This is a genomic window from Streptomyces adustus (assembly GCF_009377175.1).
GTDB classification, from domain to species: Bacteria; Actinomycetota; Actinomycetes; order Streptomycetales; family Streptomycetaceae; genus Streptomyces; species Streptomyces adustus.
Genome location: NZ_VJZD01000241.1, coordinates 1 through 13,800, shown reverse-complemented (window position 1 = coordinate 13,800; position 13,800 = coordinate 1). Strand labels below are relative to the sequence as shown.

15 protein-coding genes and 1 pseudogene are annotated in these 13,800 nt (G+C 71.2%); 11 read left to right on the top strand and 5 right to left on the bottom strand.

Annotated features, from left to right (window positions below):
- The first annotated feature begins 61 nt into the window (after positions 1–61).
- From FNH09_RS37370 to FNH09_RS37340, 8 genes are all read left to right on the top strand, one after another.
- Positions 62–1,261, top strand: a complete 1,200-nt coding sequence (locus FNH09_RS37370; protein WP_152894321.1) for a beta-1,3-glucanase family protein — start codon at positions 62–64, stop codon at positions 1,259–1,261.
- 307 nt (positions 1,262–1,568) lie between these two features.
- Positions 1,569–1,823 (top strand): gas vesicle protein GvpG, encoded by a 255-nt coding sequence (locus FNH09_RS37365; RefSeq protein WP_152894320.1) that lies wholly within the window; start codon positions 1,569–1,571, stop codon positions 1,821–1,823.
- Between the two features lie 20 nt (positions 1,824–1,843).
- Positions 1,844–2,296 (top strand): gas vesicle protein, encoded by a 453-nt coding sequence (locus tag FNH09_RS37360; RefSeq protein ID WP_338017807.1) that lies wholly within the window; start codon positions 1,844–1,846, stop codon positions 2,294–2,296.
- 5 nt (positions 2,297–2,301) lie between these two features.
- Positions 2,302–3,120: a GvpL/GvpF family gas vesicle protein gene (locus FNH09_RS37355; RefSeq protein WP_152894319.1), complete on the top strand. Its 819-nt coding sequence runs from the start codon at positions 2,302–2,304 to the stop codon at positions 3,118–3,120.
- Positions 3,117–3,368, top strand: coding sequence for a gas vesicle protein (locus tag FNH09_RS37350; RefSeq protein WP_152894318.1), 252 nt, complete (start codon positions 3,117–3,119; stop codon positions 3,366–3,368). The genes FNH09_RS37355 and FNH09_RS37350 overlap by 4 nt, the downstream gene beginning before the upstream one ends.
- Entirely contained in the window at positions 3,365–3,778 is a 414-nt protein-coding gene (locus FNH09_RS37345; RefSeq protein ID WP_162469691.1) for a gas vesicle protein GvpK, read from the top strand. Before FNH09_RS37350 ends, FNH09_RS37345 begins: the two co-directional genes overlap by 4 nt.
- Before the next feature lie 78 nt (positions 3,779–3,856).
- Complete coding sequence (locus FNH09_RS47890; protein WP_202919839.1) at positions 3,857–4,030, top strand: hypothetical protein; 174 nt, start codon at positions 3,857–3,859, stop codon at positions 4,028–4,030.
- A gap of 176 nt (positions 4,031–4,206) precedes the next feature.
- Positions 4,207–5,415, top strand: coding sequence for a globin domain-containing protein (locus FNH09_RS37340; protein WP_152894317.1), 1,209 nt, complete (start codon positions 4,207–4,209; stop codon positions 5,413–5,415).
- A gap of 34 nt (positions 5,416–5,449) precedes the next feature.
- Here FNH09_RS37340 and FNH09_RS37335 read toward each other — a convergent pair whose 3' ends face one another.
- The 3 genes from FNH09_RS37335 to FNH09_RS37325 all read right to left on the bottom strand — a co-directional run bounded on the left by FNH09_RS37335 (position 5,450) and on the right by FNH09_RS37325 (position 8,031).
- Positions 5,450–7,000: a dolichyl-phosphate-mannose--protein mannosyltransferase gene (locus FNH09_RS37335; protein WP_152894324.1), complete on the bottom strand. Its 1,551-nt coding sequence runs from the start codon at positions 6,998–7,000 to the stop codon at positions 5,450–5,452.
- A gap of 163 nt (positions 7,001–7,163) precedes the next feature.
- A complete protein-coding gene (locus FNH09_RS37330; RefSeq protein WP_152894316.1) occupies positions 7,164–7,514 on the bottom strand; it encodes a hypothetical protein in 351 nt (116 codons plus the stop codon).
- A gap of 10 nt (positions 7,515–7,524) precedes the next feature.
- Positions 7,525–8,031, bottom strand: coding sequence for a SigE family RNA polymerase sigma factor (locus FNH09_RS37325; protein ID WP_152894315.1), 507 nt, complete (start codon positions 8,029–8,031; stop codon positions 7,525–7,527).
- Between the two features lie 189 nt (positions 8,032–8,220).
- On the opposite strand from FNH09_RS37325, the pseudogene FNH09_RS37320 reads away from it, so the two are divergent.
- Positions 8,221–9,119, top strand: a pseudogene (locus FNH09_RS37320) (aminoglycoside phosphotransferase family protein).
- A gap of 36 nt (positions 9,120–9,155) precedes the next feature.
- On the opposite strand, the gene FNH09_RS37315 reads toward FNH09_RS37320, so the two are convergent.
- Positions 9,156–10,262 carry an epoxide hydrolase family protein gene (locus FNH09_RS37315; protein WP_152894314.1) on the bottom strand — a complete coding sequence of 369 codons (1,107 nt, stop codon included), beginning with the start codon at positions 10,260–10,262 and terminating at the stop codon, positions 9,156–9,158.
- A gap of 97 nt (positions 10,263–10,359) precedes the next feature.
- Between FNH09_RS37315 and FNH09_RS37310 the strand changes: the two genes are divergently transcribed.
- Entirely contained in the window at positions 10,360–10,836 is a 477-nt protein-coding gene (locus FNH09_RS37310) for a MarR family transcriptional regulator (protein WP_162469689.1), read from the top strand.
- A gap of 104 nt (positions 10,837–10,940) precedes the next feature.
- On the top strand, positions 10,941–12,242 hold the full coding sequence (locus FNH09_RS46850; RefSeq protein ID WP_156110849.1) for a HEAT repeat domain-containing protein: 1,302 nt from the start codon (positions 10,941–10,943) through the stop codon (positions 12,240–12,242).
- A gap of 93 nt (positions 12,243–12,335) precedes the next feature.
- On the opposite strand, the gene FNH09_RS37300 is transcribed toward FNH09_RS46850, so the two are convergent.
- Positions 12,336–13,616 (bottom strand): IS701 family transposase, encoded by a 1,281-nt coding sequence (locus FNH09_RS37300; RefSeq protein ID WP_162469688.1) that lies wholly within the window; start codon positions 13,614–13,616, stop codon positions 12,336–12,338.
- Positions 13,617–13,800: the final 184 nt, after the last annotated feature.

Sequence of the window (13,800 nt, the reverse complement as noted above, 5' to 3'; positions counted from 1 at the left end):
CCTCCATTCCCCCCGAGCGCCCCGGCCTCGGCCGGGGCCGCCCCGTAAGGAGCACCCCCACATGGCACCCCGTCACCAGCGCAACCTGACCCGCCGCAAGATGATGTTCGCTCTCGGCGGCGCGGCCGTGGGCATCCCGGCGATCGCGGCCATCGCCCCCTACGCGCTCGCCGACCAGTCCGACGCCAGGACCACCGCGGCGACCGGCTCGCTCCCGATGACCATCGTCAACAAGAGCGGCTCGTTCGACAACGCCTCCGTGCACCTCTACGTGGTCGGCAACCTGGACGGAAAGCAGGTCCGGCTCACCCCGGACGGCACCGTCGCCCCGATCGCCCTGTCCGACAACGGTGCCGACGGCTTCACCGACTACGCCATCCCGCTCGCGGGCAGCGGCGACACCAAGCTGTCCCTGCCGTTCATGTCCGGCCGCATCTACGTCGCACTCGGCCAGAAGCTCAAGTTCAAGGTCGTGACCGACGGCAACGGCAACGCGGCGCTCCAGTACCCGGCCGGATGGGTCACCTCGGACCCCAACTACGGGGTGCTGCACGACTGCGCCGAGTTCACGCACAACGCGGCCGGCATGTTCTGCAACACCACCATGGTCGACATGTTCAGCGTCCCGATGGCGATCCGCCTCACCGGGGACAAGGACCAGACGACGGGCACCCTGCGCGCCGGCGGACGCGCCGCCGCCTTCGCCGCCGTCAAGCAGATCGAGGAGTTCGCGCCGCTGGTCGTGGACGACACCCGCATCATCGCCCCCGGCCACGGCCTGGACGCGGGCATCTTCAAGAAGGACTACTTCGCCCCGTACATCGACACGGTGTGGAGCACGTACACCGGCAAGGACCTCAAGGTCACCACCAACGCCGGCACGTTCACCGGCCGGGTGCGCGCCGACCGGTTCACCTTCGACGGACCGGCCTCCGTGTCCTTCGCCAAGCCCTCGACCCGTGACGTCCTCTTCTGCGACGGCAACCTCGCCGCGCCCAACGACGGCACCACCGGCCCCGTCGCCGCGGTCCTGGGCGCGGGCTTCAACCGCTCCACGCTGCTCGCCGACATCGCCCAGCCCGCCACCGACCCGGCCGCCTTCTACCAGGGCAGCCTGACCAACCACTACGCGAAGGCGATCCACGCGGCCACCGTGGACGGCAAGGCGTACGGATTCGCCTTCGACGACGTCGCGGACTTCGCCTCCTACGTCCAGGACACCAGTCCGACCGGCTTCACCCTCACGCTGTCGGCGTTCTGACGACCGACACCGCGACGCTCGGCGGCCGCGATGCCGTCGAGCCGTCAGTCCTCCTCGGCAGCCCGGCCCTGGGGCTCCTCCTCGTCCTCCCACTCCTCGTCTTCCTCCAACTCCGCCTCCCCGTCCGGCTCTTCCTCGTCCTCTCGCTCCTCCTCGTCCTCCGGCTCCTCCTCGTCCTGCTCGTATGCGTCGTCGTCGTACTCGTCGTCGGCGTATTCGTCCTCCTCGCCCTCGGGCAGGCGAGGAGTGCGAGCTCCGGCTGCGCGGCCCCCTGCCCCCGTACAGCTTCGTCTGAGAGGTACTGCTCATGGGTCTGATCGGTCAGATCCTCACGCTCCCGCTGGCGCCCGTGCGGGGGGTGGGCTGGGTCGTGGACCGGGTGGTGGAGGCCGCCGAGCAGGAGTACTACGACCCCGAACCGGTGGAACGTGCGCTCGCCGCGCTGGAGAAGGAACTGCTCGAAGGACGGATCGACCAGGCGACCTTCGACGCACGCGAGGACGAACTGCTCGACCGGCTGGAAGAGATCGCCGCCTACCGGCGGGGTGACACCGCGCACTGATCCGGAATCGAGGTGGCCGCGTGACCGATCGCCCTGTCGACCGGCTGAGTTCGTACCCCTCCCGGGCCGCGTCCCCGTACTCCCAGGGAGGATCGTCGACGAACCTGGCCGACATCCTCGAACGCGTCCTCGACAAAGGGATCGTCATCGCCGGGGACATCCGCATCAACCTGCTCGACATCGAACTCCTCACCGTCAAGCTCCGCCTGATCGTCGCCTCCGTCGACAAAGCCAAGGAGATGGGGATCGACTGGTGGGAGCACGATCCTTCGCTGTCCTCCCGAGCCCACGGCGACAGCGAGCTCTCCCTGGAGATCAAGCGTCTGCGCGCCGAGATCGAGGCACTGAAGGAGGAGCGGCAGCTGTCCTCCGGCAAGGACGAGCAGGTCGCCGAGGAGAAGCCGGCCGTACGGCGGCGCAGCGCCCCGCGATCGTCCAAGAGCCGACGCAGCGCCGAGGCGCGGGATGAGTGACCAGTATGAGTGATGCCGTCGCCTACGCCTACGCCGTGGTGCGCCACGACGTCGAGGGGCTCGACGAGGCCTTGGCCGATGTCGTCGGTGTGGCCGGGAGGCCGGTGCACCTCGTGCCGCAGGGGCCCGGGAGCGGCCTCGCGGCCGTCGTGAGCACGGTGCCCGCGCAGGACTTCCAGGAGAGCGCCCTGCGTCGCCATCTGGAGGACCTGGACTGGCTGGAGACGGTGGCCCGCGCCCACCACACCGTGATCGAGCGCCTGTCCGCGCACACCACCGTGCTGCCGCTGCGACTGGCCACCGTGTACCTCGACGAGGACCGGGTACGCGGGGCCCTGCGTGAGGACTCGGAGATGTTCACGCGGGCACTCGACCGGCTGACCGGGCACATCGAGTGGGGTGTCAAGATCTACGTCGAACCGCGGGCGGAGACCGCCGGCCCCGTCGATCCCGCCGCGGACGACGGCCTCGGCGTCGGGCGGGCCTATCTGCGAGCGCGCCGGGCCCAGCGGCACTCGCGCGACGAGGCCCACCGCGCCGCGCACCAGGCCGCCGAACGCGTCGAGGAGATAGGTGAGGCGGTGGCCGTCGGGCACGCCCGCCACCGCGTGCAGCAGGGGCAACTCGCCTCCGAGCCCGGGGAGAACGTCGTCAACGACGCCTATCTGGTGGCGCGGGAGAACGCGGAGGCCTTCCGCGCGGAGATTCTGCGGGCCGCCGAGGGACTGTCCGGCGTCCGCGTCGACGTCACCGGTCCCTGGGCCCCGTACTCCTTCGCCACTCTGCCCGGTACGGAGCCGCGGGCACCGGACCAGGCGCCATGAGCGGGGTCGACGGGCTGTCCGGGAGCGAGCCACTGGCCCAGCGGCAGGTGGCCCTCATCGATCTGCTCGACCGGCTGCTCAGCGGCGGTGTCGTCCTGACCGGCGACGTCGTGCTGTCGATCGCGGACATCGACCTCGTGCGCATCTCCCTGCGGGCGTTGATCGTCTCGGTGAGCGCGCAGAACCCGTCGCCGTGGCAAGGGTCCGTGGTGTCCGGGGACTCCGACGACACCGAGGCCGCGCCGTGAACGGCCAGGGTGACCCTCCGGCCGACCGCCTCGGCGAGATCGCCGACGCCGCCACGCGTGCGTTCCGGCTGCTGCCCGCCGTACCGGACGACATCCCGCATACGGCAGGCGGCTCCCCGCCGCGCCCCGCCCGCCGTATCACCACCGATCCCGACACCGTGGAACGCGATCTGGTCAGGCTCGTCCTCACCCTGGTGGAACTGCTGCGCCAGCTCATGGAGCGGCAGGCGCTGCACCGCGTCGACCAGGGAGACCTCACCGAGGAGGAGGAAGAGCGACTCGGCGTCACCCTGATGATCCTGCACGACCGCATGACCGAGCTCTGCGCGCGCTACGGACTGACCATGGCGGATCTGAACCTCGACCTCGGCCCGCTGGGCACGCTGCTCCCGCCCGAACCGCCCGGCTGACCCACGAGCGTTTCGACTGCCCGCCGCACGGGCACGCGGCGACTGGAACTCGACGGCGGTCCCGACGGAGGTGCGGAGATGAGTGCCGGGGAGAAGGCCAAGGCGAAGGCCGAGCAGGTCGTGGGAAAGGCCATTCGGAAGGTGGCTCACGCGGTACACAACGACACCGTCGCGGCCAAGGGAGCCGCCCTCCAGACACGGGGCGCGATGCGGGGTGCGAAGGAGCGGACCAAGGACTCCTTCAAGCAGTGACTCGAAGTGCGGCACCGGCGGCCCGCTCCTAGGGTGGGCGGCAGGCACGCCGTGCCGCTTCATTGCCGCACCCGCCGCGATTGCGTACCTTCGTGCCAATCGGCGGCGGTTTGCGTGCCCTTGAGCCCCGACGAGACGTTCCGCGCTGTCCCTCACCCCAGCTGGAGAGACCCGACATGCTCTCGAACACCGCCAGGCCCGTCGTTGCCGCCACGCTTCCGGTGGTCGCCCAGCACATCGGGGACATCACCCAGCGCTTCTACAAGCACATGTTCGCCGAGCACCCCGAACTCCTGGACGGCGTGTTCAACCGGGGCAACCAGGCCCACGGCGACCAGCAGCAGGCCCTTGCGGGTTCGATCGCGGCCTTCGCCGGCGGGCTGGTGCAGACACCGGAGCAGTCGCCGGACCATCTGCTGAACCGGATCGCGCACAAGCACGCGTCCCTCGGGATCCGCCCCGACCAGTACCGGATCGTCCACGACAACCTGATGTGGGCCATCGTCGACGTCCTCGGCGACGCGGTCACCCCGGAGGTCGCCGCGGCCTGGGACGAGGTCTACTGGCTGATGGCCAACGCCCTGATCAACCAGGAGCGCGGCCTCTACAGCGCGCGGGGCGTCACACCGGAGACGGTGTGGCGGAAGTGGGAGGTCGAGAAGAAGATCAAGGAGACGGCCGACGTCGTCACCTTCGTGCTCAAGCGGGTCGACGACCGTCTGGTGACGACCTCGCTCCCGGGCCAGTACGTCACCGTGCTGATGACCATGCCCGACGGGGTGCGCCAGCCGCGCCAGTACAGCCTGACCCGGGCCGACGACGGTGAGCACCGCCAGTTCTCGGTCAAGCGGGTCCACGGCGGCGGCGAACCCGACGGCGAGATGTCCAATTTCCTGCACGACTCGGTCGAGGTGGGCGACGTCCTCACGGTGTCGCTTCCCTACGGCGACGTCGTGCTCGACGACTCGGGACGCCCGGTGGTGTTCGCCACGGCGGGCATCGGGATCAGCCCGATGGCCGGGATGCTCTCGCACCTCGTGCAGGCCGAGTCCCGGCTGCCGATCACCATGCTCCACGCCGACGCCGACGAGGCGTCCTTCGCGCTGCGCCGCCAGGTGGTCAGCGACATCCTGGAGCTGCCCAACGCGGAACTCTACGTCTGGTACGACGACGGAGCGGTGACCAACGAGCCGGTGACCGGAGTGTTCCCGGGGCTGATGGACATCGAGCAGGTCGAACTGCCCGACGACGCGGTGTACTACATGTGCGGCCCGCTGGCGTTCATGCAGCCCCTGCGCAACAGGCTGCTCGAACGCGGTGTCCCGCCCCAGGACATCCAGTACGAGGTGTTCGGCCCCGACCTGTGGCAGGCGGACCTCGACTGACGCATCCGCGCGCCTGGCGGTCGGGCTGCCGTGACTAGACCCAGGTGTCCAGCCACATCCTCGACCGCCAGGTGTCGATCGGGATGGTCTGGGCGGTGTACAGGGGCCAGAAGCAGATGAAGTTCCAGGCGATGAGCAGGACGAGGACACCCGCGGCCACCACGCCCCCGGCGTGGCGCCCGCGGGTCGCTCCCGGCGGCCCCGGCAGAGCGGCCAGCGTCATCGTGACGGCCAGGCACAGATAGGGCACGAGGACGACCGCGTAGAAGGAGAAGATCGTCCGGTCCTGGTACAGGAACCAGGGGAGATAGCCGGCCCCCACCGCGCCCAGCACGGCGCCGCAGCGCCAGTCGCGGCGCAGCGCCCACCGGTGCAGCAGGTACACGAGAGCGCAGCAGGCCGACCACCACAGCAGCGGGGTGCCCAGGGCGAGGATCGTCTGCGCACAGCCGGCCGTGGTCCGGCAGCCGTCCGTCCCGGGGCGCGGTGAGGCGTAGTGGAACAGCACCGGGCGGCCGAGGACCAGCCAACTCCAGGGATTCGACTCGTACCTGTGGGGGGTGTGCAGTCCCACGTTGAACCGGTAGACGTCGTACTCGTAGTGCCACAGGCTGCGCAGCGGGGCCGGGATCCACGACCAGGTGCCGCCCCGGCCGTCCGCCCAGTGGCGCCCGTAGCCGTCGTCGGACCGGAACCAGCCAGTCCAGGTCGCCAGATACGTCACCACCGCGACCGGGACGAGGGACAGCACCGACCAGCCGAGGTCCTTGCGCAGCACCGCGCGCCACGGCCGGCGCGCCCCCGCCACCCGGCGGGCGCCGACGTCCCACAGCAGGGTGAGGACCGCGAACCAGGCGAGGAAGTACAGCCCGTTCCATTTGGTCGAGGCCGCCAGTCCCAGGCAGACGCCGGCCGCGATCCGCCACGGACGCGCGCCCGTCCCGGCCCGGTCACCGGTGGACGCGTCCGGACGCACCCGGCCGTCCTCGTCGGCCGGCAGTCGTGCCGCCAGCCGGGACCGCGCGTGGTCCCGGTCGACGAGCAGGCATCCGAACGCCGCCAGCACGAAGAACATGACGACCAGGTCGAGCAGCGCGGCGCGGCTCATCACGAAGTGCAGGCCGTCCACCGCCATCAGCGTTCCGGCCAGGCAGCCCAGCAGGGTCGAACGGAACAGACGGCGTCCGGTCCGGCACAGCATCAGCACCGACAGCGTGCCGAGCGCCGCCGTCATGCAGCGCCAGCCGAACGGATCCAGGCCGAACATCCACTCGCCGAGGGCGATCACCCACTTGCCCGTGGGCGGGTGCGCGACGAACGCCCCGGCGTCGGACAGCGGGATCACCTGGGGACGGCCCAGGATCTGCGGGTCGGCGACCGTACGGTCCGGCCAGCTTCCCTCGTAGCCGAGCCGCAGCAGCGACCAGGCGTCCTTGGCGTAGTACGTCTCGTCGAACACGATCGCCCGCGGGCTGCCCAGACGCCAGAAGCGCAGCAGTCCGGCGAGGAGCGTCACCAGCAGCGGCCCGCCCCAGCCCGACCAGCGCGCCGCCCGGTCCGCCGCAGCCGGGGAAAGGCCGAGCATGCGCCACGGCCGTGTTCCCGGTTCGGGGAACGGCACCACCAGGCGGTCCCGCAGGGACGCGTACGACCGCTCGACGTACCCGAAGCGGCGCAGCCGGCGCTCCCAGGAGTCCGGCCGGCCGATTGGCGCCCGGTGCGGCTCGGCGACGGGTGCGGGCGCGTTCTCAGGGATCACGTGGGGAGCTCTCTGGCTGGTGACGGGCCTGGGGCGAGGGCACCCCATGGGCGGCGGAGGCGGAGCGCGCGGCCGTCGGTATCGGGACCGACTCGGCGGAGGTGACCGGGCGGGGCTGCCGAGAGCCGCTCCCGACCTGGGCGAAGGCGCTCGCCAGGAACACCAGCCCGACGCCGAGCCCAGCCAGGGCCAGCGCGGATCCGGTGGCCAACCAGGCCGCGCGGGCCCGCCGCCGGGCGCGGACGGCGGCGTGCAGGCGACGCCGGTGCCGTTCCTCGTAGGGCGTGTCCTCCCGGCTGTCACGCATCAGGCGTGTCAGCTCCTGCTCGAAGTGATCCATGGCTCCTTCTTCACTCGACCGGCTCGACCGACTCGGCCAGCAGCCGCCGCAACCGTGCGACGCCGCGTGCCGTCAGCGAACGGGCGGTACCCACCGGGCAGTCCAGGATCTCCGCGACATGCTGCTCCGGCAGGTCCTGGTAGTAGCGCAGCACCACCGCGGCCCGCTGCCGCGCCGGAAGCAGCGCCAACATGGCCTCCAGCCGGGTCCGTTCGTCCACGGCGGCGACCTCGTCCGCCGCCTCGGGCGGCTCGGGCAGCCGCTCCACGGGGTGCTCGCCCCACCAGCGACGCCGTGCCGAGCGGGCCGCGGCACGGGCCAGGACCCTGCGCACATAGGCCTCCGGTGCCTGCTCGGCCACCCTCGGCCAGGCGAACCACAGCTTGACCAGCGCCTCCTGGAGCAGATCCTCCGCCCGGTGCCGGTCCCCGCCGGTGAGCAGCCGGGCCAGGTGAAGCAACGCCGGCCACCGAGCCGTCACGAAGCGGTCGAACTCCTCGGACCGCGACCGCCCCATCGGCGTCACCCCCCTTGACTCCCGGTCGGCGGCCACATCCGCCGCAGCACACCCTCGCACCTTGAAGAAAGACACCGACCCCCGCTCCGCTATGCACTTCCGTCATGTGGCGTGCAACACACATACCGTTCCGGCGGTGCTCACGACGCGACCCGCCTTCCCGTTCCGCCGGGATGGTTGGGTGGGCTCATGGACGGCTTCGAGATCGACGACGACCTGGTGCGCTCCCTGGTGAGCGAACAGCATCCCGACCTCGCGGGGTTGGACCTGCGTGCGGTGGACGGCGGCTGGGACAACCAACTATGGCGTCTCGGGGGCGAGTTGGCCGTGCGGATGCCCCGCACGGAGCGTGCGCCGTCCCTGCTGCGCAAGGAGCACCGGTGGCTGCCGGCCCTGGCGCCGCGCCTTCCGCTGCCGGTCCCGACCCCCATACGGATCGGTGGACCGTCCGCACGTTTTCCGCGGCCGTGGACCATCGCGGCCTGGGTTCCCGGCGATCCCGCGGACCGCGTCCCCATCGGCGACGCCCGTGCGGCCGACACCTTGGCGGCCTTCCTCGGGGCCCTTCACACGGCCGCGCCCGCCGACGCGCCCGTCAGCGCGGATCGCGGAGTCCCCCTGGCGACGCTCACGGACGGCTTCGCACGGATGCTCAAGGAGGTCGTCTCCGGAGGCGCCGCGGTCGACGTCCAGGACCATGTCCGGGACCTCTGGGACGACGCCCTCGCGGCCCCCGACTGGCAGGGCCCACCGTATGGGTGCACGGCGACCTGCACCCGGCGAATGTCGTCGTGTCGCACGGCACCCTCTCGGGTGTGATCGACTTCGGCGACATGTGCACGGGCGACCCCGCGGTCGATCTCGCGGCCGCGTGGGTACTCCTGCCCGCGGGCGCGGCAACACGGTTCTTCGACGCCTACGCGACTGCGGACGAGGCGATGATCCGGCGCGCACGCGGATTGGCCGCCGCGAAGAGCCTCGCCCTCCTCCTCGTGGGCCAGGCCGGGGACCGAGGCCTTCCCGGCGGCAAGCCGTCCTGGGGACCAGCGGGCCGGGCGGCGCTCGACCGCGTTCTGGCGTTCGCGTAGGGGCGACCGGTTCCAGGGCGGCCCCGTCGTCGCCCGTCAGTCGGCGACGGCGGGCCGGTCGTCCTTCAGGCGGGTCAGGAAGAACTCCCGGATGTCCTCGGCGAGCAGCTCCGGCGTCTCCATCGCGGCGAAGTGGCCGCCGCGGTCGAACTCCGACCAGTGCCTGATGTCGTACAGCCGCTCGGCCAGCGGCCGCACCGGCTGGGTGATGTCGTGCGCGAACACCGCCACACCGACCGGCACCGGGCACGGCGCAGTGCCCCGTGCCGTGTCACGGTGCAGTCGGGCCGACGAAGCGGCCGTGGCGGTCAGCCAGTACAGCGAGACGTCGGTGAGCATGCGCTCGTCGCTGATCGGCGCGCGCGGGTCGCTCCACTGGGCGAAGCGCTCGGCGATCCAGGCCAGTTGGCCCACCGGTGAGTCGGTCAGCGCGTAGCCGAGGGTCTGCGGGGTGGTGGCCTGGAGGGCCTGGTACGGCGGACGGTTCGCCATCAGCTGCCTGATCCGGTCCAGCCGGGCCTCGTCCGTCGCGGACAGTTCGATGTCGGCATCCGGGTCGGGGCGTGTCGGCAGGTAGTTGACGTGGACTCCGACAACGTGTTCGGGTGCCACAGCGCCGAGCGCCGTGGAGATGCCCGAGCCGAAGTCGCCGCCCTGTGCGCCGTATCGCTCGTAGCCGAGGCGGTGCATCAGCTCGGCCCAGGCCCGTGCGACGCGGACGACGTCCCAGCCGCGTTCGTGGGTGGGCCCGGAGAAGCCGTAGCCCGGGATGGACGGGATCACCAGGTGGAAGTCGCGTGCCAGCGGCTCGATCACGTCGAGGAACTCCAGGAACGAACCGGGCCAGCCGTGCGTGAGGACGAGCGCGAGCGCGTCGGGATTCGCGGACCGGACATGGACGAAGTGGATGTTCTGGCCGTCGATCTCGGTGGTGAAGTGCGGGAGTGCGTTGAGCTCGGCCTCGTGCGCACGCCAGTCGTAGCCGGTGCGCCAGTACTCGGCGAGCTCCTTCAGCCGCGTCAGCGGGAAGCCGTAGTCCCAGCCGGCGTCGGCGACCTCGTTGGGCCAACGGGTCCGGGAGAGGCGATCGGCCAGGTCGTCGAGGTCGGTCTGGGGGATGTCGATGCGGAACGGCTTGATCATGGAAGTCACTCCAGAGGATTCGTTTGGAGCCCTAACGTTCGTGACACTAACGAATGTAGAATGTTAGTGACACTAACGCAAGAGGCGGAGGACTCCCGTGAGCGCGACCCCAGAACCCACCCCGGCCCGGCTGCGCGCCATCCCCAGTCGCCTGATCGCCGGGGTTGCGGCCGTCGCGGACCGGCTCGTCAACGAGCGGCTGGCCGCCGCGGACGCCCGCAAGTGGCACTTCGCCGTGCTGACCGCGCTCGCCGAGGACGGAGCCGCAAGCCAGGCGGAGCTCAGTCGCCGTACCGGCATCTACCGCAGTGACATGGTCGCCGTCCTCAACGAGCTCGGGGACGCCGCGTACGTGCGCCGCGCGGCGGACCCGGCGGACCGCCGCCGCAACGTCATCACCCTCACCGCCGAGGGCCGACGCCGCCGGGAGCACCTCGACGGGCTCGTCACCGACGCCCAGCGCGAACTCCTCGCTCCGCTCGACCCCGACGAGCGGAGCGAACTCACCCGTCTGCTCACGGTCCTGACCGAGCATCACCGGCCCGGTCACCCCGACCCCCGCGACCCGAAGTGACCCACTCCTTCCGCGAGCGGTACGAGCGCTCCGGCCGGTGTCGGAGGCGTGCGCCATGATGAAGGCCGGGGACTCCGGTCCGGTCCGGCGGGAGGGGTTTGTGGGTGGACATCGACCTGGTACGGGACCTCGCGGTGCCCGAGCAGCGTGCGGCTGCGGCGGACGCGTTGGTCGCGCTCGGCGCCGACGGGGTGGCGCGGCTGGTCCGCGAGGTGAGGCACGAGGCGTCCCCGGTGGACTCGCGGCAGCTGGCCGCCGTACTGGGACGGCTCGGGCGGCCCGGCTTCGACGGCCTGCTCCAGGGGCTGGTCTCCGCGCCCACCGACCAGGCCCGCAGACGGGTCGGTTTCGTGTTCACGGCCCTCGGCGAGGATGCCCTGGCCTGGTACACGGCGGCACTCGCGCATCCCCTGCCGCTCGTACGCGCTGCCGCCGTCCGCGGGATCCAGCGCTGCGGCGAGGGCGCCCGGTCCGCCACCACCGCGCTGCTGCCGCTGCTCGGCGATCCGGACGACGAGGTCGGCCGGCAGGTGGTCAATGCCCTGGTGCTCCAGCGCGAGCGGATCATCCCGCTGCTCCGGCGCGTCAGGGAGCAGGGTCCGGGGCGGCAGCGGGCGCGGGCGCTGACGGTGCTGGCCGAACTGGGCGGTGAACCGGCGCTGTCCGACGCCGACCGGGCCGCGATCGAACGGCTGATCCGCCTCAAGCTCCCGGACGACCGGCCCGAGCCGCTGTGGGCCTGCTGGAACCACTGGATCGCCGTGCCGAGCGGGGACCAGGCCGGGATACTGCGGACCCTGGGCCTTACCGAGCCCAGACCCGTGACCTTCGCGCTCGGCAACGACATCGTCGACGCCGACGGCCACGGAAGCGACACGTCGGAGCACGACGGCAACGAGCGGGTCTTCGTCACCCCGGAGCTCGACGGCTGGACCTTCGTCCTCGGCGCCTGGTGCGATCCGTGCGGCGAGGAGCGCGGCGCGGACGTCCTGCGCCTGTGCACCCGGCTCAGCGCCCGCTACGGACGGGCCCAGGCGTACTACTACGGAGGGCAGGGCGACGGTTCCGCCTGGCTCGTCGCCGAGCGGGGAACGGTGCTCCGGCGCTACTGCGAGACCGGCGAGGGGGAGGACGAACTGCTGACCCTCGGCGAGCCCCTGTCGTTGGAGCGGGCCCGCCGGGCCGAACTGGGCCTCAGCCCCGAGTGGGACGCCGCGCGGGAGAGCCAGGAGGACGAGGACGAATGGCGCTGGGCCGCCCATGACCTGGCGCCGGACATCGCCCGTTCCATCGGGTTCAGTCCCCTGGACATCGGTGCCGACACCCCGTCGCGGGGTACCGGTGTCGTCGCGCTGACCCCGTACGGCGCCGCCCGCGGCGTACCGACGGGCGCGTACCGCATCTAGTAGGACTCCGTTAGGTCTATCTCGATCTTGGCGTCGTGTGTGTCCTGGCGGGCAGGGTTTGGTGGCAGGTAGTGCAGACACCGGTCCAGCACCTCAAGACGTCCTGGAGGGCGTCGAGGACTTGGTAGAGGGTGAGACCGGTGCGGGCGCTTTTGGGGCCAGGCGCTGTTCGGTGAGGAAGGCGTGGGCGGCGGTCACGAGGGTGACGTGGTGGTGCCACCCGGGCCAGGACCGGCCCTCGAAGTGGTCCAGGCCCAGGCCGTGTTTGAGTTCGCGGTAGTCGTGCTCGATGCGCCAGCGGACTTTGGCCAGACGGACCAGGTCGGTGACCGGTGTGTCGGCAGGCAGGTTGGACAGCCAGTAATCGGTTGGTGCCTTGGCGCCGGCGGGCCATTCGATCAGCAGCCAGCAGTCCGGCAGGATCCCGTCCCACCAGCCCTGTCCGGCGGAGGCGGCAGCTTTGATCGGACGCTCGACGGCCTTGCCGGCCGGGCGGACGCGCACGGCTGCGAAGCGGGAGCGTAACGCCCCGCGCGACCCGTTCCGCCAGGTGAGAGGGGTGAATGCCTCTTGTCCGAGGTCGTCGGCCAGGGCTGCCAGCGAGGGTGCGGCCTGCCGGTAACGCGGCTGGGGCCAGCAGCCGACGGGCCCGTCGCGGGGCGGCGCCACGGGTGTCGCGTCGAAGGGGTGGGCACTGATATCCGAGCGGACCGCCAGAACGTAAGACAGTCCTCGCTCGGACAGCGCGGTCCGCAGGCGGGCGTTGGTGCCGTAGGCGGCATCGGCCACCACAACCGGCGGTGTCATGCCCCAGGAGGCCAGGGCGTCGAGCATGTCCAGCGCCAGGCGCCACTTCTCGCGGTGCGTGACCTCGGGCGGGATGCGGGTGCGGGCCCGGCGGTCGGTGTCCGAGGCCCACTCCTGTGGCAGGAACAGGCGCCACTGCAACGGGCAGGAAGCGGTATCGGTCGCGGCGTGGACGCTGACCGCAACCTGGCAGTTGGCCCGTTTGCCCAGGGCCCCGCAGTACTGCGGGGCCACCGCGGCCGACATTCTCCCGTCCTTGGGCACCGACACATCGTCGATCACCCAGGCCACCGGGTTGATCAATGGCAGCATCCGCTCGCAGATCCGCCGCTGCACCGGCACGGGATCCCAGGTCGACTGGTTCACGAACTGCTGCAGGTTCTGCTCGTTGCCGTCCGGCAGCCGCGCGGCCATCGCCTGGATCGACTTGCGGCGACCCTCCAGCATCAGTCCCCGCAGATAGCAGTCGCCCTTGGCCCGCTGGTCCTTGCGCGGCACCGACGCGAACACATCAGCGACGTATAACGCCAACATCGCCCGGACACGGTTCACTTCATGTGCGTCCACACACTCAACATGCTCTTGATCAGCACCGATAGGAAGACCTAACGGAGTCCTACTAGGGCCTGTCTGACCATTCCCGTCTGCCTCTGCCCGGCGGCGACGACGCGCATTGTCGGACAGGCCCCAGGGCCGACGCGGTCCCTCCCGCCGGGACGACCTGCGCCGGGGCCGGGGTGGGGCGGGACGC